This window comes from Pseudoalteromonas rubra (assembly GCF_005887115.1).
Lineage (GTDB): Bacteria > Pseudomonadota > Gammaproteobacteria > Enterobacterales > Alteromonadaceae > Pseudoalteromonas > Pseudoalteromonas rubra_F.
On the sequence record NZ_PNCJ01000019.1, the window covers coordinates 1 to 19,622 of the forward strand.

20 protein-coding genes are annotated in these 19,622 nt (G+C 48.0%); 18 read left to right on the forward strand and 2 right to left on the reverse strand.

Annotation, left to right across the window (positions count from 1 at the left end):
- Nucleotides 1-95: 95 nt before the first annotated feature.
- From astE to CWB98_RS14295, 15 genes are all read left to right on the forward strand, one after another.
- Complete coding sequence (gene astE, locus CWB98_RS14225; protein ID WP_138545463.1) at nt 96-1,127, forward strand: succinylglutamate desuccinylase; 1,032 nt, start codon at nt 96-98, stop codon at nt 1,125-1,127.
- A gap of 244 nt (nt 1,128-1,371) precedes the next feature.
- On the forward strand, nt 1,372-2,589 hold the full coding sequence (locus CWB98_RS14230; protein WP_138545464.1) for a thiamine pyrophosphate-dependent dehydrogenase E1 component subunit alpha: 1,218 nt from the start codon (nt 1,372-1,374) through the stop codon (nt 2,587-2,589).
- On the forward strand, nt 2,589-3,566 hold the full coding sequence (locus CWB98_RS14235) for an alpha-ketoacid dehydrogenase subunit beta (RefSeq protein ID WP_046004494.1): 978 nt from the start codon (nt 2,589-2,591) through the stop codon (nt 3,564-3,566). Before CWB98_RS14230 ends, CWB98_RS14235 begins: the two co-directional genes overlap by 1 nt.
- A 10-nt stretch (nt 3,567-3,576) precedes the next feature.
- Nucleotides 3,577-5,124 carry a dihydrolipoyllysine-residue acetyltransferase gene (locus tag CWB98_RS14240; RefSeq protein ID WP_138545465.1) on the forward strand — a complete coding sequence of 516 codons (1,548 nt, stop codon included), beginning with the start codon at nt 3,577-3,579 and terminating at the stop codon, nt 5,122-5,124.
- A 194-nt stretch (nt 5,125-5,318) separates the two neighbouring features.
- On the forward strand, nt 5,319-5,876 hold the full coding sequence (locus tag CWB98_RS14245; RefSeq protein ID WP_138545466.1) for an LON peptidase substrate-binding domain-containing protein: 558 nt from the start codon (nt 5,319-5,321) through the stop codon (nt 5,874-5,876).
- Between the two features lie 104 nt (nt 5,877-5,980).
- Nucleotides 5,981-6,640, forward strand: a complete 660-nt coding sequence (locus CWB98_RS14250) for a sigma-70 family RNA polymerase sigma factor (RefSeq protein WP_125717486.1) — start codon at nt 5,981-5,983, stop codon at nt 6,638-6,640.
- Complete coding sequence (locus tag CWB98_RS14255; protein ID WP_138545467.1) at nt 6,633-7,283, forward strand: ChrR family anti-sigma-E factor; 651 nt, start codon at nt 6,633-6,635, stop codon at nt 7,281-7,283. The genes CWB98_RS14250 and CWB98_RS14255 overlap by 8 nt, the downstream gene beginning before the upstream one ends.
- Nucleotides 7,284-7,530: 247 nt before the next feature.
- Nucleotides 7,531-8,016 carry a nuclear transport factor 2 family protein gene (locus CWB98_RS14260; protein WP_138545468.1) on the forward strand — a complete coding sequence of 162 codons (486 nt, stop codon included), beginning with the start codon at nt 7,531-7,533 and terminating at the stop codon, nt 8,014-8,016.
- Nucleotides 8,001-8,726, forward strand: a complete 726-nt coding sequence (locus tag CWB98_RS14265; RefSeq protein WP_138545469.1) for an SDR family NAD(P)-dependent oxidoreductase — start codon at nt 8,001-8,003, stop codon at nt 8,724-8,726. The genes CWB98_RS14260 and CWB98_RS14265 overlap by 16 nt, the downstream gene beginning before the upstream one ends.
- The gene (locus tag CWB98_RS14270; protein ID WP_138545470.1) at nt 8,723-9,976 is read left to right on the forward strand and encodes an NAD(P)/FAD-dependent oxidoreductase; all 1,254 of its coding nucleotides are present in this window, start codon (nt 8,723-8,725) and stop codon (nt 9,974-9,976) included. Before CWB98_RS14265 ends, CWB98_RS14270 begins: the two co-directional genes overlap by 4 nt.
- Entirely contained in the window at nt 9,976-10,785 is an 810-nt protein-coding gene (locus tag CWB98_RS14275) for a DUF1365 domain-containing protein (RefSeq protein WP_138545471.1), read from the forward strand. The genes CWB98_RS14270 and CWB98_RS14275 overlap by 1 nt, the downstream gene beginning before the upstream one ends.
- A gap of 3 nt (nt 10,786-10,788) precedes the next feature.
- The gene (locus tag CWB98_RS14280) at nt 10,789-12,066 is read left to right on the forward strand and encodes an SAM-dependent methyltransferase (protein ID WP_138545472.1); all 1,278 of its coding nucleotides are present in this window, start codon (nt 10,789-10,791) and stop codon (nt 12,064-12,066) included.
- A complete protein-coding gene (locus tag CWB98_RS14285; protein WP_171045660.1) occupies nt 12,041-12,556 on the forward strand; it encodes a DUF2878 domain-containing protein in 516 nt (171 codons plus the stop codon). The genes CWB98_RS14280 and CWB98_RS14285 overlap by 26 nt, the downstream gene beginning before the upstream one ends.
- The gene (locus CWB98_RS14290; RefSeq protein WP_138545474.1) at nt 12,549-13,136 is read left to right on the forward strand and encodes a hypothetical protein; all 588 of its coding nucleotides are present in this window, start codon (nt 12,549-12,551) and stop codon (nt 13,134-13,136) included. The genes CWB98_RS14285 and CWB98_RS14290 overlap by 8 nt, the downstream gene beginning before the upstream one ends.
- 4 nt (nt 13,137-13,140) lie before the next feature.
- On the forward strand, nt 13,141-13,668 hold the full coding sequence (locus CWB98_RS14295) for a DUF3833 domain-containing protein (protein ID WP_138545475.1): 528 nt from the start codon (nt 13,141-13,143) through the stop codon (nt 13,666-13,668).
- A gap of 68 nt (nt 13,669-13,736) precedes the next feature.
- On the opposite strand, the gene CWB98_RS14300 is transcribed toward CWB98_RS14295, so the two are convergent.
- Nucleotides 13,737-14,900 (reverse strand): putative manganese transporter, encoded by a 1,164-nt coding sequence (locus CWB98_RS14300; RefSeq protein WP_138545476.1) that lies wholly within the window; start codon nt 14,898-14,900, stop codon nt 13,737-13,739.
- A 71-nt stretch (nt 14,901-14,971) separates the two neighbouring features.
- On the reverse strand, nt 14,972-16,603 hold the full coding sequence (locus CWB98_RS14305) for a M28 family metallopeptidase (RefSeq protein WP_138545477.1): 1,632 nt from the start codon (nt 16,601-16,603) through the stop codon (nt 14,972-14,974).
- Between the two features lie 142 nt (nt 16,604-16,745).
- Between CWB98_RS14305 and CWB98_RS14310 the strand changes: the two genes are divergently transcribed.
- The 3 genes from CWB98_RS14310 to CWB98_RS14320 are packed head-to-tail and all read left to right on the forward strand — an operon-like array spanning nt 16,746 to nt 19,592.
- Complete coding sequence (locus CWB98_RS14310; protein ID WP_432765891.1) at nt 16,746-17,609, forward strand: DUF3025 domain-containing protein; 864 nt, start codon at nt 16,746-16,748, stop codon at nt 17,607-17,609.
- Nucleotides 17,606-18,391 (forward strand): ATP-binding cassette domain-containing protein, encoded by a 786-nt coding sequence (locus CWB98_RS14315; RefSeq protein WP_138545478.1) that lies wholly within the window; start codon nt 17,606-17,608, stop codon nt 18,389-18,391. Before CWB98_RS14310 ends, CWB98_RS14315 begins: the two co-directional genes overlap by 4 nt.
- Nucleotides 18,384-19,592 (forward strand): ABC transporter permease, encoded by a 1,209-nt coding sequence (locus CWB98_RS14320; RefSeq protein WP_138545479.1) that lies wholly within the window; start codon nt 18,384-18,386, stop codon nt 19,590-19,592. Before CWB98_RS14315 ends, CWB98_RS14320 begins: the two co-directional genes overlap by 8 nt.
- Nucleotides 19,593-19,622 lie beyond the last annotated feature (30 nt).

The following is a 19,622-nucleotide window of genomic DNA, read 5'->3' on the forward strand; positions in this document are numbered from 1 at the left end:
GCGTCATATTTGCTCCGTCAAATTGAATAGGTATTTAGTGAATTTGGTATAATTCCTCAGCGACGCTCATTTCTCTCACAAAAGGTGATGTTCGTATGTACCTTGATACGTTAAAACAAACTGGAGACTTCCTGACTCTGACTCGCAATAACGAGTTTTCCCTTGCCGCTGAGCAATTTACGCTGAGCAACGGCACTTTGGTTGAAGTAAAAGACACGGGTGTTATTCAGTTTACGCCTGCCACTTATGGTAACAAAGACATCGTGTTGTCGAGCGCGGTGCATGGCAATGAAACCGCCCCCATCGAAATATGCGACGAGTTTATTCAGGATGTGATCCTGGAGCGCATTGAACTGGCACATCGTGTGTTATTTGTGTTTGGTAACCCTAAGTCTATCAATATCGCAGAGCGCTTTGTGGATGAAAACCTTAACCGATTGTTCAACGGGGCGCACGAAAACCGCACCGAAAACCCGGAGCAGATCCGCGCTGCAAAACTTGAAGGCTATGTGCGCGACTTTTTCACCAGCGTGCCAGAGGGGCGTTATCGCTGCCACTATGATCTGCATACTGCCATTCGTGGCTCGAAAAACGAGAAATTTGCAGTTTATCCATTCTTACACGGCAAGCCGTGGAAGAAGTCACAGCTGCAATTTATGCTGGCCTGTGGTGTCAATACCATTTTAATGATGCGCTCAGCAGCGACTACCTTCAGCTACTTCTCATCTTTTCAGTTTGGTGCTGACGCCTTTACAGTTGAGCTGGGGCAGGTGAAACCTTTTGGTCAGAATGATATGTCACGCTTTGCCGCAGTAAAACAAACGCTAAAAGCATTAATTAGCCAGAAAAATATCGAATTTGGTGAGTTTAATGCAAATGATTTCGAGTTGTTCCAGGTGCATCGTACGATAAACCGCACCTGTGAGGCGTTTTCATTCCCATTCCCTGATTCTGCGGTAAATTTCACCGGTTTTGCGAAAGGTGAATTGCTCGCAACCGACGGTGATACGGCCTACTTTGCAGAAGTTGAGGGCGAAGCCATCATTTTCCCGAATGCTAAAGTCGCGCTGGGTCAGCGTGCGTTACTGACTGTGATCCCGCTGGAAGTAGACGAAAACTTCGTATAACTCATTGTAAATAAAGCGCTTGTTAAAGCGTATCAAAAACTTTCCACCGCAAAATGTGCAAATTAACGGTTATTCATCTAGGATTAGTTGAATAACCGTTTACGTTAACGTAAAGTGGCAAAAGCTTTAATTTAATTAATTTGCATTTACCGCACTAATTATTCAAATCTCTAACCGCGGATCCGGCCCATTTTAAGCGGCTTTGGCGTTGCAAATTAGTTATGACAACAAGAGAAGGTAGGTTATGACTAACCCCAATAACATATCGTTGAATATCAGCCATGCGCTCGAATTTATCGATGGCCATGCGCTTAACATCCCGACGCTGAAAATTCTCAGCGAAGACGGTGAGATTTTGGACGGTGCAACGGCACCTGAGTTAGACAAAGACACGGCGCTGCGTATTTATTCTACCATGCGTTTTATCCGCCTGCTGGATGAACGTATGCAGGCGGCTCAGCGTCAGGGTCGGATCAGCTTTTATATGCAGTGTCTCGGTGAAGAAGCTGCTATTACCGCCAGTGCGGCTGCGCTAAAACAAGAAGACATGATCATGGCGCAGTATCGCGAACAGGCGGCGCTGCACTATCGTGGATTCTCGCTTGAGCAGTTTATGAACCAGCTGTTCTCTAACGAAAAAGACTTGGGTAAAGGTCGTCAGATGCCAGTGCATTATGGCTCAAATGAATTACACTACCTGACCATTTCATCGCCACTGGGCACACAGATCCCGCAAGCAACGGGCTATGCGTACGGCCAGAAATTGAAGCATATTGACGCACAAAGCGGTGAGCTAAGCAGCGAAATCGACAACGTCACCATTTGTTACTTCGGGGAAGGGGCCGCGTCGGAAGGCGACTTCCACGCTGGTCTGAACATGGCCGCGGTGCATAAGGCACCGGTACTGTTCTTTGCCCGCAACAATGGTTACGCCATCTCTACGCCAGCTGATGAACAATTTAAAGGCGACGGTATTGCCTCTCGCGGTGTCGGCTATGGCATTAAGACCATTCGTGTCGATGGAGCGGATACCTTGGCGGTGTATGCGGCAACGCAAAAAGCCCGTGAAATCGCAGTCACCACAGGTGAGCCTGTCCTCATTGAATCGATTGCCTATCGCTTAGGTGCGCACTCTACGTCGGACGACCCGTCGGGTTACCGTACTAAAGACGAAGAAGCCGAATTTAAGTCAAACTGTCCGGTTGCCCGCTTTAAGGCCTGGTTGCTAAAACAAGGTTGGCTGAACGAAGAAGAAGATGAAGCACAAAAAGACAAGATCCGTGAAGAGATCCTGGCTGCGCTGAAGGTGGCTGAAAAGGTTCAAAAACCGGCACTGGAAGAGCTGGTTTCTGACGTTTACGATACGCCTATCCCGGCATTAAAAAAACAATACGAAGAACTTAAAGAGCATATTAAACAGCATCCGGATGCGTATCCAATCACGGCTGGGAGGATAAAATAATGGCTAAAATGAACATGCTGCACGCCATTAACTCGGCGCTAGACATCACTATGGCAGAGCACCCGCAGGCGTGTATTTTTGGTGAGGATGTGGGCTATTTTGGCGGTGTATTCCGTGCCACTTCAGGTTTACAGGAAAAATACGGTAAACACCGTGTGTTTAATACACCACTGACTGAGCAGGGGATCCTGGGTTTTGCAAATGGCCTGGCGGCTTTCGGTGCACCTGCGCTGGCTGAGATCCAGTTTGCTGACTACATTTTCCCGGCGTTCGATCAGATAGTAAATGAATCGGCCAAGTTCCGTTACCGCTCTGGTAATGAGTTTAATGTTGGCAATCTGACCATTCGCACACCTTACGGCGGCGGTATTGCCGGTGGCTTGTATCATTCACAATCACCCGAAGCTTATTTCGCACACACCCCGGGCCTTAAGCTGGTCGTGCCGCGTAATCCATATCAGGCGAAGGGCCTGCTACGCGCATGTATCAAAGATGACAACCCGGTGATTTTCTTTGAACCAAAGCGTTTGTATCGCGCTTCTACGGGTGAAGTACCTGAGGGTGATTACACCATTGAAATTGGTAAAGCGGAAGTAGTGAAAGAAGGTAAAGACGTGACACTACTTGCCTGGGGCGCACAGATGGAGATCATTGAGCAGGCTGCAGCCAAGGCCGAAGAAGCTGGGATCAGCTGTGAAGTCATTGACTTGCGTTCAATTTTACCTTGGGATGTTGAAACCATCGCTAAGTCTGTAACTAAAACCGGTCGCCTGGTTATCAGCCATGAAGCACCGATCACGAATGGATTCGGCGCTGAAATCGCAGCGACTATCCAGAAAGAGTGTTTCCTGCATCTTGAGTCGCCTATTGAGCGTGTTTGTGGCCTGGATACACCTTATCCGCTGGCACTGGAAAAAGAGTATGTACCGGATGCACTTAAAGTATTCGCTGCAATTAAGAAGTCAGTAGAGTTTTAAGGGACGGATCATGTCTAAAGAATTTATTTTACCGGATATCGGCGAGGGGATCGTCGAATGTGAACTGGTCGAATGGCTGGTGAATGTTGGTGATGAAGTAAAAGAAGATCAGCCTATCTGTGATGTAATGACAGATAAGGCGCTGGTCCAGATCCCAGCGGTACATGATGGTGTGATCACTCAGCTACACTATGCAAAAGGCGATATTGCTAAAGTCCATGAACCTTTGTTTGCAATGGATGTTGCCGGTGAAGCGCCTGCACCTGCCAGCAATACAGGTGACAGCGGTTCAGCGCCAGCTGAATCTGCGGCGCATTTAGAAGACTTTATTTTGCCGGATATCGGTGAGGGTATTGTTGAGTGTGAAATCGTCGAGTGGTTGGTCGCAGAAGGCGATGAAATCAAAGAAGATCAGGCTGTGTGTGATGTGATGACAGACAAAGCGCTGGTGCAAATCCCAGCCAAGTACGATGGTGTGGTTGAAAAACTGTATTATCAGAAAGGCGACATTGCACAGGTGCACAGTCCGTTATTCCAGATGCGCTTAGGTGCGGATCACACTCCGAAACAAGACGAACTGGCGGTCCATAAGCCCCAGCCGGTTAAAGAGAACAAAGCGCCGTCTGCACAACCAGCGACAGCGACTAAAGTGAATGGCAAAGCCGTTGCCTCGCCTGCGGTCAGACGCCGCGCGCGCGAGATGGACATCGACATCACCCAGGTACCAGGCTCAGGTAAAAACGGTCGTGTATTTAAAGAAGACCTTGAGCGCTTTGCGCAAGGTGGCACCGCTGCTCAGTCGTCTACGCTTGCTCAGGCAGAGCAATCAACGCCAGCACCAGTATCATCAGGTGGTACACGTGTGGAGTCTATCCGTGGCATGAAGGCTGCGATGGCCAAGCAGATGGTCGCATCGGTTTCAACTATTCCGCATTTCACTTACAGTGATGAGATTGATCTGACGGATCTGATCGCACTGCGCAAATCGCTAAAAGATCAGTACGCAAAGCAGGGCATTAAACTTACAATGATGCCGTTCTTTATCAAAGCGCTATCACTGGCGATTAAAGAATTTCCAATTCTTAATTCGCAGGTCAATGACGAGTGCACAGAGATCACATACTTTGACGACCACAATATCGGTATGGCGGTCGACAGCAAGCTTGGATTACTGGTACCAAACATAAAACAGTGTCAGAACAAGTCGATAGTCGATGTTGCTCAAGCGGTCACGCAACTTACAGATGCTGCGCGTGAAGGGCGAGTGTCTCCTAATGACCTGAAAGGCGGTACGATCTCAATTTCGAACATTGGCGCAATCGGCGGAACGACTGCAACCCCTATTATCAATAAACCAGAGGTAGCCATTGTTGCGCTGGGTAAGTTGCAGCATCTGCCGCGCTTTGATGAGCAGGGCAATGTGGTGTCTCGCGCGATTATGCAGGTGAGCTGGTCTGGCGATCACCGGGTTATTGATGGCGGAACGATTGCAAGATTCAACAATTTGTGGAAGTCTTACTTAGAGGAGCCGGCTAAAATGATGATGGCCATGTGCTAATCATCGCTTTTTGCTAGTTTCTTACTTGTTGTAAAGGGCCTTTACGGCCCTTTTTTAATGCCCCCGCCGATCAAAAACTAAAAAGCACCTACTGGCTTAGCGAGATAGATTTTCGTTGATCCGTGTAAATCGCTGATGCGTATTATAAGTCAGATTTAACTGTTTGGCCTGATTTTATGATGCAAAGCGTGCAAATGGCACTTTTTCCACTACCCGTATTTCTGCTGCCCGGTGGCGTCACCCGGTTGCGGATATTTGAACAAAAGTATTTACGTATGGTGAAAGAAGCGGGCGACGACCGCCACTTTGCGCTGAGCTTGTATAAGTCTGCGACTGAATATCAGACAGCCCCTTGGGCAAGCTGGGTAGAGATTATTGATTTTGGCTCTGCGGAAGATGATATTTTGACCATAGATGTGCGCTCTAAGGGCTTGCTGGATGTTACCGAAGTCTGGATGGAAGCGGATGGATTACGTCAGGCTTGCTTTGACGTAAGACCACATTGGTCGCATTGCGAGCTGGCGCCCAGATATCAGCACATCAGTGACGAGCTGCTGCGTATATTCAAACAAAATCCAGAGCTTGCAGCGCTCTATCCTGAGCCGCGCTTTGAGGATGCCGCCTGGGTAGCTGGACGTTTCTTGGAGATTTTACCGTTTTCTCCTGAGCATAAGGAGGGCTTTTGCGAGCCTGGCACATTGCCTCAGGCATTGAAATTCCTTGATACCATTTTAACGGGTCAGGACGACTGATATATTCGTCAGCGTGTGTGATCCAAATCTATTCGTTCGACGTATTGAATCTACAGAAATAAAAAATCCGTTTTTAAACTTCCATTATGTATGGATGTGAGCTAATGATAGAGAAAAGCCGTCAGCAAAGTACCGAAACGCCACAGGGGTCAGTTATGAAAGACGTTGCTGCTACACAAACTTCGGAGCAACGCCTGCTCAGTCCCGAACAACAGGCGCAGTTGTGCGACTGGATGCACCGCATTGCCAAGCAAAGGGACAGAAAAGCATTCGCCTGTTTATTCAAGTGGTTCGCACCTAAGGTCTTGCACCTTGGGCGTCAGCGCTTTGGCGATGCAAGCCAGGCACAAGAGCTGTTGCAGGAGAGCATGGCTAATGTGTGGCGAAAAGCGCATCTCTTTAATGCAGAGAAAGGCGCGGTAACCACCTGGATTTATACCTTGGTGCGTAATCAGTCCTTCGATATGCTCAGAAAGATGCAGACCAATCGCGAGGATAACCTCAGTGAGGACATCTGGCAGCAACATAGCAACGAACGCGATGACAGTGCCGAATTTTCCGATCATTTGTTGGACAGGCAGCTCGTAGAGTATGTAGAAAAGCTACCTGAAGAACAAAAAAATGTTGTGAAAGGCATTTATTTTCAAGAGATGAGCCAGGAAGAGCTGGCCAATCAACTTGGCATACCTTTGGGCACCGTAAAATCCCGACTGAGACTGGCACTGGGCAAACTGAAAGCACATATGGGGGAGCACCATGATTAAATATCACCCATCCGAACACATTCTTCAATCTTATGTTCAGGGAGAACTGTGCGCGTCACTCAGTGTGGCTGTGAGTATGCATGTGGCTATGTGCCCGCAATGTCAGCTGCTGACTAGTCAGTTTGAAACAAGCTGTGCGCATAGCTTTGCTGGTGAAGAGTTGGACCTGCAAGGTGATGAAAACTGGGACGATTTGATCGCCCAAATAACAGAAGACACGATGCTCGCTGAAGACCTCGCACCGGCACCGCTTGAAATAGAAGTGAAAGGAGAGCAGTTTGTACTGCCATCCAGTTTACAAAATGTGGGTCTGAGTGGCTGGTTAAAACTCGGTAAGCTGTCTCGCTCCAGGTTGAATCTGGGCGATGGAAAGCTTCATGCCAGTTTATTGCACATTGAAAAAGGTGGCAGTGTGCCACAACACACCCACAAAGGGTTCGAGCTGACGTTGCTGCTTTCGGGCACTTTCAAAGATGAAATGGACAGCTATGTGCCGGGCGATTTCATTATGCTTGACGGGGAGCATGAACACTCGCCAGTCGCGACCGAGTCGTGCCTGTGCTTTACGCTGGCAGACGATGCACTCCACTTCAGTCAGGGCCTCAGTCAGCTGTTTAATCCCATTGGCAAGCTGATTTACTAGCCCAGCAGTAAGACAGTTCTTAATTCCTCCTTCGATTTGAGCACAAAGGCCGCCTTTGTGCTTTTTTCGTTTATAGGGTGCTGATTTCAGGCGTTTTATCACAAATGCTGCTAATGTAGTAACTAAGCTAACTGACATACCGCTGAAGGTTACCGCCAGGACAAAAGGTTGCCATAACCTGAGTACGCTTGATCTTATGACCTGTTGCACGCGTACAACAAAGCATAGTAGCAAAAAGGACAGAGTAATGACCAAACAACCAGACTGGCTCAGCGATTTTGTAAGGATTTACAATAAGCTGGACAAAGAAACCTTACACCTGTTGGAAGAAATTTACCATCCTGATATTCAGTTTAGTGACCCGCTTCACGGGATCAGTGGATTGCAGAATCTGAATGCGTATTTTAGCGACATGTACAGCAATGTGATCAGCTGTCAGTTTGATATTCGGCACAGCTTATCTCAGGGCGATCAGGCTGCTTTATACTGGACCATGCACTACAGACACAAGCGCCTGAGCAAAGGACGTGAGATAAGCGTAGAAGGTCACTCCTTTTTAAAAGTACAGGATGGCAAAGTGATAATGCACCGAGACTACTTCGATGCAGGTAGTTTGCTGTATGAACACATTCCCGTCATGGGGATGGGGGTACGCTGGCTTAAATCTCGCGTTTCTGGGGAACAAGCGACTAGTACAGACAATGGAGGGGAGCAGGCATGCCCGAAGTTCTAATTACAGGTGCCAGCTCCGGAATAGGGCTGGCACTGGCCAAGCGCTATAAAGACGCAGGATACACAGTGCATGTTTGTGGTCGTAATAAAGACAAGCTGCAATCGGTTTTGCCTGAATCTGAGCAAGTCCGTCATATATGCTTTGACCTTAACGATAAGACTGCCATTTTTGATGTGGCGGACAAGCTGCCACAGTTGGATGGGATTATCCTCAACGCCGGTGGCTGTGAATACATAGACGACGCCAAACAATTCGATTCAGCGCTGTTTGAGCGCATCATCCGCGTTAACCTGATCTCGGTCGGCTACTGCCTGGATGCCTGGCTTGGCAAACTTAACGGCAGCGCATTTTTGGTTTTTGTCAGCTCATCGGCCAGTTTTTTACCACTGCCACGTGCTGAGGCCTACGGCGCTTCCAAGGCTGGACTGACCTATCTGGCCAAGACTTTGGATGTGGATTTGGCCGGAAGCGGTATTCAGGTAAGTGTTGTACACCCGGGTTTTGTGGATACCCCGCTTACCCAAAAAAATGATTTCCCAATGCCTTGTCAGGTAACCAGCGAACAAGCCGCGGAGCGTATCTTTCAAGGGGTAGAAAAAAAACAGTTTGATATTCACTTTCCTCGCAGGTTTACCTACCTGCTTAAATTTTTTGGTTGGTTGCCGCATAACGTTTGGCGACATGTTGCGGCAAAATGGATAAAAAGATGAAAAAAATAGCCGTCATTGGTAGTGGCGTTTCAGGTATGGTCTGTGCACGTTTGCTCAGTACCCAACACGATGTACATTTGTTCGAAAAAAGAGACCGCCTTGGTGGCCACACTGCCACAAAAGAGGTTGAGTACCAGGGCCAAACCTATCAGGTTGATACCGGGTTTATTGTTTATAACGACCGAACTTATCCAAACTTCATTAAATTGATGGATAAACTGGGGATCCAGGGCAAGCCCACTGAAATGAGTTTCAGTGTGCACAATAAAGACACCGGGCTGGAATACAACGGTCATGACCTAAATACCTTGTTCGCCCAACGACGTAACTTAGTTCGTCCTAAATTTTGGCGCCTGATTCGCGAGATTGTACGTTTTAATAAAACAGCAAAACTGCGCTTTGCAGAAGACGACTTTTCTGGTGAAGAAACACTGGGCAGCTTCCTCAGGGAGCAAAATTTCAGCGAGTTTTTTGCTGAGCATTACATTTTGCCTATGGGTGCTGCAATCTGGTCTACCAGCTTACAGAAAATGAAGGAATTCGAGCTCAAATTTTTTGTCCGCTTTTTTTATCATCACGGCTTACTCAATATCAGCGACAGGCCCCAGTGGTATGTGATCCCGGGTGGCTCAAAGCAGTATATTGCGCCGCTATTAAGTGGTCTGGAGGCCAATATCCATCTTGATGCAGACATCAAAAAAGTGACCCGAGAAAACGGCCGTGTTCAGTTGCACTTTGCTGATACTGTCAGTGAGTTTGATGAGGTGGTACTGGCCTGTCATAGCGACCAAGCGCTCAACTTACTCGGCGATGCCAGCGCAGAAGAAAGCAATGTGCTGTCGGCTATTCCTTACGCAAAAAACAGCGTGATTTTGCATACTGATACGGATTTACTGCCAAAGCGTCGTTTAGCCTGGGCTGCCTGGAACTACTTGCTCGACAACAATGAATCCCGCCCAGCGGCAGTAACATACAATATGAATATATTGCAGGGTATCGAGGCGCCATGCACCTTTTGTGTGACGCTGAACCAGCCGATCGATGAAGACAAGGTGATTGGTCAATATCAATACGCGCATCCGGTATTTAATACCCAGAGCATGGCGGCACAACAACGTCGCAAGGAAATTTGTGGACTTCAGCATACTCATTTTGCGGGCGCCTATTGGTACAACGGTTTTCACGAAGACGGCGTGCGCAGTGCGGTCGATGTAGCAGCACGGTTCGGCATTAGCTTGGATGACCTGTAATGACTGGTGTAGCTCAGAGTTCACCTTTGTATGTCGGCCAGGTCAGGCATCGGCGCTTTGCGCCTGTGACTCATGGCTTTTCCTATCGCCTCTATATGCTGTGCCTGGATCTGGATGAAGACACCTTTGTGCAAAAAGGCCGGGGACTCATTGGTCCCCAGTGGTATCGGCCCATTCGTTTTTGCCAACAAGACTATCTCAAAGGTGATCCCGGCACGCTGCAACAACGTATAAAAAACAAAGTCATAGAGCTTGGCGGGCAATGGCCCGGAGGTCGCGTAAAAGCACTGGTTCAGGGGCGTTGCCTGGGATTATATTTCAGCCCGCTTAATGTGTACTTTTGTTACGACGAGCAGGGCAAGTGTAACCTGATGCTGGCAGAAGTAAGCAACACCCCATGGAATCAGCGACATTATTATCTGGTCGATATCAGTCAGGTGCACAGAACCGATAAGGTATTTCATGTGTCGCCATTTATGACTCTGGATATGCAGTATTTGTGGCGTGTTAGTGCACCGCCCGCACAAGGGTCGGGGCGATTACTGGTGCACATAGAAAACCACGCTACGGCCGAACATGAGTACAAGCAAAAGGGCGCTTTACAAGACGACAAGCTGTTTGATGCCACCATGGCACTCAAGTCAACACCCTTGTCGGTTAAAAGCCTGTTGGGGCTGGGCCTGTGTTTGCCCTCTATGACATTGAAAATATGCCTGGCAATTTACTGGCAGGCACTCAAACTTTGGGTGAAGCGTGTGCCTTTCATACCGCACCCCGAAACGCATTCTAACTGTAATAAAGCGAAGTGATACATGGAACAAAATAGCCAAACCATCTCTAAGCCTGCCACGGTATCCTGGTGGCATCAGTTGATGATAAATAAAGCCAGAGCAGTCATTTTTAAGTTGCTTGAAAAACTGGAACATGATCGTCTCGAGATCATTGAGGGCAGTGAAAAAGTTGTGCTGGGGGCGATGCAACCCAGACTACAGGCGACCATTTTCGTCAATGACATTAGTTTTTACCTGGATGTGCTTAAAGGAGGTGGTATTGGCGCCGCTGAGGCGTTTATTGAAGGGAAGTGGCATAGCCCAGACCTGACCAAAGTGATCCGCATGTTTGCCCGCGCGCAATCTCAGCTGGATGAGCTGGAAGGCAAAATGTCCTGGCTTACCGCCGTGAAAAATCGCCTCTTTCACTTTGGCAATCGCAACAGTGAGTCGGGCTCTAAGCAAAATATACTGGCCCATTATGATTTAAGTAATGATCTGTATCAGGCATTTCTTGACCCAACCATGATGTATTCCAGCGCGGTCTTTGAAACCTTGGAGCAGCCCCTCGAGCAGGCCCAACATAACAAGCTAAAAATCATCTGCGACAAACTAGAGCTGAGCGCAGATGATCACTTACTTGAAATTGGAACGGGCTGGGGAGCGCTGGCGTTATTTGCTGCGCAAAATTATGGCTGTAAGGTCACGACCACGACGATTTCCGACGCTCAGCACGACTTTACAGCGCAAAGAATCAAAGCGGCTGGTTTGCAGGGGCAGATAACCCTGTTAAAGCAAGATTATCGCTTACTTGAGGGTAAGTTCGACAAGCTGGTTTCCATCGAGATGATTGAGGCCGTTGGGCATAGTTACATGGCAAGCTTTTTTGCCAAGTGTAGCAGCTTGTTAAAAGACGATGGCCTGATGCTATTGCAGGCTATTACTATCTCTGATAGCCGCTACGACCACTACCGCAACAACGTGGATTTCATCCAGCGTTATATTTTCCCAGGCGGGTGTTTGCCATCTGTGGCTGTGATGTCACAACACCTGGCCACACAGACAGATATGGTGGTGCGAGATATAGACGATATCGGCCTGCATTATGCGCAAACGCTTAAACGCTGGCGTCTTCAGTTTGAGCAGAACTGGCAGCAGATCCGCACGTTCGGGTTTGACGAGCAGTTCAGACGTTTATGGCTCTTTTATCTGCAATATTGTGAAGGCGCATTTTTGGAGCGGGTGATCAGTACGCATCATTTAGTTGCACGTAAACCCAGATATGTTGGGGTCAATGATGAGCAATTTCTGGCTAGTTAACCTCGTTATATTCCAGTCAGTGTGGTGGTTGAGTGCTTTGTTCACTCACCAGGCACTGATTGGGGTCATAGTGTTGCTGGCGCTGCACTTTGCGTTGTCGCCAAGTCGTAAGGCTGACCTCAGTAGTCTGATGGTTTTACCGGTAGGTTTATTGGTAGATCAAGCGCTGGCGGCAGCGGGCGTCATTCAGTTTGCCGGTGATCAGCCCTGGCTTCCTGTGTGGCTTGCTTTTTTGTGGGTGCATTTCACCTTGACGCTCAACCACAGTCTGAGCTGGTTAGGACGTTGCCATCTGGGCGTTCAGTCTGTACTCGGTGCGGTGTTTGGCGCTCTGAGCTACATTGGCGGCATAAAGCTCGGTGCACTTGATAGCGCGCTGTCCGTTTTCAATTTGTTTATAGTCTTCGGCGCTGTCTGGGCGGTTGTGTTGCCCCTGGTGGTTCACCTTAACAGCCGTTTTGTCGCGAAAACAGGAGTACAACATGTTTAAACAGTTAAACGGCTTGATTTTGTCAGCTGCATTAATTGTGGCGCCCGCTGCGGTTTCGACGCAGGCTGAGGCATCAACATCAACTGAGCTGTCGGAGCTTGATTTACGCGGTACTGCAGACTTGCGCTATTTGTTCTGGGATATTTACTCAGCTGCGCTTTACACTGGCGGTGAGGATTATCGGGAAACTGAATATCCTCAGATACTGAGCCTGACCTACAAGCGTGACATCGAAGCGCAGGAGTTGGTTGACGCCACCGAAGAGCAATGGCAAAAACAGCAGCTTTCGCTTGATAACAGTGAACAATGGCTGCGGCAGCTTGTGCAGCTTTGGCCTGACATACGCAAAGGTAATCAGCTGATCCTGGTGGTCGATGAGGACCTGCAAAGTCGCTTTTATTTCCGCCCTGAACCGCCAGCTGAGCTGAGTGCGTCGCTGTCCGAATCTGATCTTAAAGCATCGGCGCGTTTTTTAGGAGCGATTAAGGACAGTGCATTTGGACCGGCCTTTTTAGGGATCTGGCTGTCTGAGAAAACCACAGAGCCTGAGCTAAGAAAGCAGCTCATAGGAAGAAGGTAACACAATGAAACTAGTTATAACTTTGCTGCTGGCGTTGGCTCTGAGTGGCTGCACCAGCAAAACGATTGCGGATTACAGCGATACCAAGCCAGAGCTGGCACTTGAACAATTTTTTGAAGGTGAGCTCACTGCCTACGGGATAGTGCTGGATCGCAGTGGCAATCTGACCCGTCGCTTTGAGGCCGACTTGATAGGCACCTGGCGCGGCAATAAAGGCGAGCTGAAAGAGTGGTTTCGTTTCGACGATGGAGAGAAATCGACGAGAGTATGGCAACTGGAGAAAATCGCAGATAATAGGTATAAAGGCACTGCGGGAGACGTTATTGGTGTTGCTCAAGGCGAAACAGCTGGCTCTGCTTTGTACTGGCGATATCAACTGGAGATCCAATATCAGGGCAAGCCACTGGAAGTCACACTGGATGACTGGATGTATCTGGTCAATGAAAAGCGATTATTCAATCGTACAGAAATTATCAAATGGGGCTTCAAAGTTGGTGAAGTGATTCTGATCATCGAAAAACATGAAGCCTAGTTTTTAGCACCACTTCATTTGTCACCATGTAATTAAAAAGGCCTGCGTCTGCAGGCCTTTTGCTTTTACTATACAGCAAAGTAGTACAGGCCATATCCGACAAGCAGCGCGGGTATGGCGGAATAAACTGTTGCCAAAACAGCCGCCCCTGGTGCCAGCGCAAGGGCAGGAAACAGCGCGTCACCATCGTTTGCAACCGCATTTGCCGCCAGTGCACTGAAAGGTAAAATCCCCTGAATGTAAAGAGTGGTCACCACTATTTGTGGCCCACAGCCAGGCAGTAACCCAATGGCAACCGCGATAAGAGGGGCAAATACTGCGTATTCATTAAACCAGGCAGCCAGATCCAGGCCAAACAACGCCACAGAAAGTTCGTAGAGCATAAAGCTGGCAACGACCCAGGCTGTGACAAAGTGGGTGTCGTGTATGACTTTAGCCAGCTTGGATGGGGGATCCTGTTCATCATCTTCAGCTGTGACTTCGCGGTAACTTTGCCCCTTTGAAGAAAGTGCCCAGATAGTGAGCGCAAATATGGCTAAGGCAGCCCCAGCCAGCTCTACAGGCTGTGTGAAGACGCCCAGGTTTGTGTTAAATGCAATCAGCAACGCAATGATTAGACTGGGTATAAGTGCCCAGCGCCAGACTGGCTCACTGAACCGAATGGCAGGAGAAGGCGCTTTGCATTGTATGGCGTTTTTGCTTTGCAGGTTTGGCTGGCAAAACTCAGGCTTGTGGAGCAAGTTCACAATCAAACCACTGGCAATGCCTACAGCGATACCTAAAGCGATAATTATCAACCCTTCGATTGGTTGTTTTGCCAGGAGTAAAAAAGCAGCATCTCCCATGGTTGCCGTAAGTACAGCAACCACAGAAGCAAAGCTTGCCTGTCCTTTGGTAAACTGCGTGACTACTATGATTGCGCCGCCGCAGCCCGGTAGTGCACCCAGCACCGCTGCCATTGCAATTTCCAGCACAGGGGACTTGGCTTTCAGGTAACTGAGTTCCAGTTGAGGTAATCTGTCGATCAAAAAGTAATAGATTGCCAGTGTTCCGGCAACAAACACACTTACCTGAAAAAATGCGTCGGCGAGTGTGGCGATAGTAAGGGCGCGCAGAGGCTCAAAGGCGACAGCCAGGCAGAGTAAAAATGGCAGTAATAATCGTTTGTTTACCAGCAAGGAGGAGAGCGCAGATCTGCTTCTGGTTGTGACAGAGTAGGATTGTGAGAGCATAAAAGTGCAACCGATTGAAAACACAGTTGCACTTTAGAATGATATTAAATGAAAATCAATATCATTTGTATTTATTTGTTGCGTTGGAACTCAGAGGTTGCTTTCCACGTAGGCCAGTCGTTCTGCTGAGAAATGTCGTAGCCAACCTGGAAGAATAACTGAAGATCCTGTACAGCACCGCTTAAGTCCCATTCATCACGGTAGCGGTCACAAGGTTGGTGATAGCAGCCACGTAGTACCAAGCTCATGCGTTTACGGTATTGTGCTGTGGCTTCGTCACGCGCTTCTGTACCACCGCCGGCATACATGGCCGGAACCCCCATGTTGGCAAAGGCAAAGTGATCAGAGCGGTAGTATCCGCCAGCTGCCGGACGCGGGTCGCCAGAGACAACGCGGTCTTGCGCTTTCGCTGCGGTTTCCAGCATTTCGTCCAGTGATGATTTACCAATACCCACAACGCTGATGTCTTTTACTTTACCCAGCAGGTTAAGGCTGTCCATATTGATGTTGGCAACCGTTTTATCGGCAGGGATAACCGGGTTTGCTGCGTAGAACTTTGAGCCCAGCAGGCCTTGTTCTTCCGCGGTGACGGCCAGGAACGTGACTGAACGGTCTGGTTTAACGGGTAGTTTGCTGAAAGCTTCAGCGACTTCGATCATGCCACCTGTGCCGGTTGCATTGTCATGAGCACCGTTATAAATCTTATCGCCTTTGCGGTTAGGATCTGTGCCTAAGTGATCCCAGTGAGCTGAGTAGATGATGTGCTCATCACTGTGTTTTGTTCCAGGCAAAGTCGCGATGAAGTTATAAGACGTTGAAGTGCTGATCTTACTTTTTACAGTAACAGACGCTGTTAAATCGCCCATGTCGACATGGTATGCACCAGCAGCTGCTTTTTCTTTTGCTTCGGCAAAGTCCAGACCAGCTTTTGCAAACAGCTCTTTGGCGACATCACTGGTTACCCAGCCTTCAACAGCTACGCGGTCCATGTTGTTGTTTTCTTTCTGGAAGCCAAATTGAGGACCACTCCACGAATTCTCAACAACGCTCCAGGGGTAAGAGGCTGGTGCGGTTTCGTGAACGATAATAGCACCTGCAGCGCCCTGACGGCTTGCTTCTTCATATTTGTAAGTCCAGCGACCATAGTAAGTCATAGCCTCACCCGTGAACAAAGCAGGATCTTTATGTGCAAAGCCCGGGTCGTTTACCAGCATGACGACGGTTTTGCCACGCACATCCAGACCTTCATAATCATTCCAGCCATATTCAGGTGCATTGACACCATAGCCGACAAACACCAGTTCAGAATCTTTAATAGACTCCAATTTACTGATACGGCCTGTGCCCATCACCATATCTTTTTTATATTCGTAGTCTTTGCCGCCAATGCTCAGTGTCATATTCGGGTCAGCTTCGATAGATACTAAAGGGACTTCCTGGAAGAAGCTGTCACCATTGCCAGGTTGGAATCCCAGCTCAGTGAAATGCTTTTTAAGATAGGCTAGGGTCAGTTCTTCGCCTTTGGTAGAAGGGGCACGACCACCAAACTCGTCAGAGGCCAGGGTTTTAATGTGGGTTGCCAGTTGGTCGGCATTGATGCTGTTATAAGCGGCGGTTACATCGCCAGGCTGGTTGGTTTGTGTTGCCATACAGCCAGCTAACACAGCAACAGACAGTGCGCTTAGCGCTAGTTTTAATTTCATAGTGTTATTTATCTTCGCTTGTTGTTATATGCCGCTAGTATAACGTTATTTAAACCGTTATTTCGACTTTTGGCGATAATTGACGGAATTGACGATTTACTAAACAAAGTAGGCTTGGGGTATTGGGTGCGGGTGAGGTAAAATGCCAGCTTTGAACACTGCCAGAGAAAGACATATCGGCAATATGAATAAATTCACCGCGCCAGAGCACTGGCATGCAGACCTGTTCAGTCAGGCACCGTTTGAACATTTAGAAGAACTATTTTTGCTCAGTCATCATACTGACTGGCCGTCATTCGACTGGCTGAATGGCCAAAAAGATCAGCAACTCAATCGGGATGTAGTATTTACACCCAATAGTGAATTGGAAGGGGAAACTCTGTATTACGAAGAGATCATTGCTCATACAAACCGCATTCCTACCCGTGAACATAACTGGCATGATTTTTTTGGCGCCCTGATCTGGTGTCTGTTTCCACAAACGAAATCTTTGTTGAATCGTTTACATATGCAGGAAATCGGTGAACATGGCCTTAAACAGCGCAGTAAAAAGCGCAATGCACTGACATTATTCGATGAATGTGGAGTGATATTGGCAGTACCAGATATCAGTTGGCAAACGGCATTGCGCGCTCACCAGTGGCAGGAAGTATTTTATGAATACAGTGCGATGTGGCATCACAACCTGCTACCCTTTGTATTTGGTCATGCAAACTACGAAATGCTGACCAAACCTTTTATTGGTCTTACGGGCAAGGTCATTTGCATCGAAGTAGATGAAGCTTTTTATCACTTGCCTTTAAAGCTTCAGTATCGCCATTTAGACCAAAAACTGGTAGATATGATAGAGCGTCAGGGATTGCTGGATAATAATAAGCAGATGTCACCGCTACCATTACTTGGGATACCCCAATGGCATCAGGGTCAGCAGGATCTGGCTTTTTATAGCGATACCGATTATTTCCGCCCCAAACGACTGCCGACAGCAAAAAAGGACACACAGTGATACAGGTTGAGGGTTTAAAAAAACGTTTTAAGCTCAGCAGGGAGCATAACAAAAATAAAACCAGTGACGACTCCAGAGAAAGAGACGGTCATTTTCATTCAGTTGAATCTGTATCGTTTCAGTGTCAAAAAGGGGAAGTACTGGGGCTACTCGGCCCTAATGGGGCTGGCAAAACAACAACGCTCAGGTTGTTGTCAACGGCACTGTCTCCTGACAGCGGGGCTATCATTGTCGCAGGGCAAGATATCGTCAAAAACCCGCTACATGGCAGGCGTCATATCGGTTTTTTGTCTGGCACGACCGGCCTTTATGGGCGCCTGAGTGCAAAAGAAAATGTTGAGTACTTTGCCAGATTACATGGCCTTAAAGGCAAAAAGTTAAAAGACCGCTGTGAGCTGTTGTTCGAAACGCTGGATATGACTTCCTTCCTCGACAAGCGCTCAGACAGCTTATCTACAGGTATGAAACAGAAAACCAGCATTGCCCGAGCGGTGGTTCATGACCCGCAGGTGGTTATCCTGGATGAGCCAACAACGGGTCTGGATATTATGACTAAGCAAACCTTACTGTCTTTTATCAGACAATTAAAAGAGCAGGGTACGCCGGTTATATTTTCTACCCATCATCTTGATGAAGTAGATATGCTATGTGATCGGGTTTGCGTGATTGACAAAGGCATCAGCTGTTTTGAAGGCGACCTGGGAGCTTTTCGCGAGCAAGGACAAAACAGCGAGCTCAATCAGGCGTTTTTAAATATCATTCAGGGAGGGCAACATGTTTGAAGTCATGTTAAAGGAGCTGCGTGAATTACTGAGAGACCGCAAAACGCTGTTTTTTGTAATTGCGCTGCCGATTGTTATCTTTCCCGTTTTATTCGGCTTTGTTGCTTTTCTGACTTCTAAGGCAGCGTTAGAGGCTGAGCAAAAAGTCCATACCTTTTATGTGGTTAACGAGGATTTCGCTCGTCCTTTCGCTGATACCTTGTTCTATCATCGTAGTTTTAAACGCTATGCAGGTGATACTAAGTTCGACACTGTTGAAGCACTCAGAGATGCTGTGAGAAGAGGGATTATTGACGTGGGTATCTACATTCCGTCATCTCCTCAGGAACAGCTGTCCCAGGGTAACCAAACTCGATTTCAGGTTATCTTCAATGATGCCCAGTCCATTAATTACATCTATGATCGCATAAAAAAGGTTATAGATGAGTATTCAGCCAAACTGACAGAGCAGGCGCTTATCAATTTGGGTGTTGAAGAGAATAAACAAGCGGCTGTGCTTAAGCCCGTTTTGATGGAAAAGGTGGATACGGCTGACCGGCGCGAAAACATAGGTGAGAAAATCGGTGCGTTTATTCCGTATATGTTGATTCCTCTGGTATTGATGGGCGCCAGTTACCCGGCCATTGATCTGGGAGCGGGTGAAAAAGAGCGTGGCACACTCGAAACCTTGTTGCTAACGCCACTGACCCGCACTCAGCTGGTGTTGGGAAAATTTTTCACCATTCTGATCAGCTCCATTGCCTGTGCGCTGGTGACCGTATCTAGTATGTCCGTGTGGATATGGGTCGCGAGCGGGTTTGGTGCACTCGATCCAATCCTGAGTGCGTTTGCAACGGTTACTCAGTGGGACTTTCTTTTGATTTTTGCTCTGCTATTGCCCGTTGCCATGATGCTATCGTCTCTGGTGCTGGCGATATCCATTTATGCTCGCAGCTTTAAAGAAGCACAAAATTACATGGGGCCGCTGAGTATGCTGGTGTTTGTGCCGATTGTGATTTCCGTTTTGCCGAATATGGTATTAGATGCTAAAACCGCTTGGATCCCAATTACTAATGTGGCCCTGGCCATCAAGGAAATTGTTAAAGGGACTGTTGATTACCAAGCTGTTGCGCTGATCTTCTTAGCTTCAACTATGCTCGCTGCAGCACTGTTGGCTTGTTGTGTTCGTTGGTTCAGCCGTGAATCTGTATTATTCAGATAGATAGGTAGCATGGTTAACGCCATGCTACCC

Coding starts and splice junctions, on each gene's coding strand:
- CWB98_RS14240 (WP_138545465.1), top strand. CDS start 3,577: ATGTCTAAAGAATTTATTTTACCGGATATCGGCGAGGGGATCGTCGAA.
- CWB98_RS14270 (WP_138545470.1), top strand. CDS start 8,723: ATGAAAAAAATAGCCGTCATTGGTAGTGGCGTTTCAGGTATGGTCTGT.
- CWB98_RS14255 (WP_138545467.1), top strand. CDS start 6,633: ATGATTAAATATCACCCATCCGAACACATTCTTCAATCTTATGTTCAG.
- CWB98_RS14310 (WP_432765891.1), top strand. CDS start 16,746: ATGCCAGCTTTGAACACTGCCAGAGAAAGACATATCGGCAATATGAAT.
- CWB98_RS14300 (WP_138545476.1), bottom strand. CDS start 14,900: ATGCTCTCACAATCCTACTCTGTCACAACCAGAAGCAGATCTGCGCTC.
- CWB98_RS14235 (WP_046004494.1), top strand. CDS start 2,589: ATGGCTAAAATGAACATGCTGCACGCCATTAACTCGGCGCTAGACATC.
- CWB98_RS14285 (WP_171045660.1), top strand. CDS start 12,041: ATGATGAGCAATTTCTGGCTAGTTAACCTCGTTATATTCCAGTCAGTG.
- CWB98_RS14295 (WP_138545475.1), top strand. CDS start 13,141: ATGAAACTAGTTATAACTTTGCTGCTGGCGTTGGCTCTGAGTGGCTGC.
- CWB98_RS14275 (WP_138545471.1), top strand. CDS start 9,976: ATGACTGGTGTAGCTCAGAGTTCACCTTTGTATGTCGGCCAGGTCAGG.
- CWB98_RS14250 (WP_125717486.1), top strand. CDS start 5,981: ATGATAGAGAAAAGCCGTCAGCAAAGTACCGAAACGCCACAGGGGTCA.
- CWB98_RS14245 (WP_138545466.1), top strand. CDS start 5,319: ATGGCACTTTTTCCACTACCCGTATTTCTGCTGCCCGGTGGCGTCACC.
- CWB98_RS14260 (WP_138545468.1), top strand. CDS start 7,531: ATGACCAAACAACCAGACTGGCTCAGCGATTTTGTAAGGATTTACAAT.
- CWB98_RS14265 (WP_138545469.1), top strand. CDS start 8,001: ATGCCCGAAGTTCTAATTACAGGTGCCAGCTCCGGAATAGGGCTGGCA.
- CWB98_RS14290 (WP_138545474.1), top strand. CDS start 12,549: ATGTTTAAACAGTTAAACGGCTTGATTTTGTCAGCTGCATTAATTGTG.
- CWB98_RS14280 (WP_138545472.1), top strand. CDS start 10,789: ATGGAACAAAATAGCCAAACCATCTCTAAGCCTGCCACGGTATCCTGG.
- astE (WP_138545463.1), top strand. CDS start 96: ATGTACCTTGATACGTTAAAACAAACTGGAGACTTCCTGACTCTGACT.
- CWB98_RS14320 (WP_138545479.1), top strand. CDS start 18,384: ATGTTTGAAGTCATGTTAAAGGAGCTGCGTGAATTACTGAGAGACCGC.
- CWB98_RS14305 (WP_138545477.1), bottom strand. CDS start 16,603: ATGAAATTAAAACTAGCGCTAAGCGCACTGTCTGTTGCTGTGTTAGCT.
- CWB98_RS14230 (WP_138545464.1), top strand. CDS start 1,372: ATGACTAACCCCAATAACATATCGTTGAATATCAGCCATGCGCTCGAA.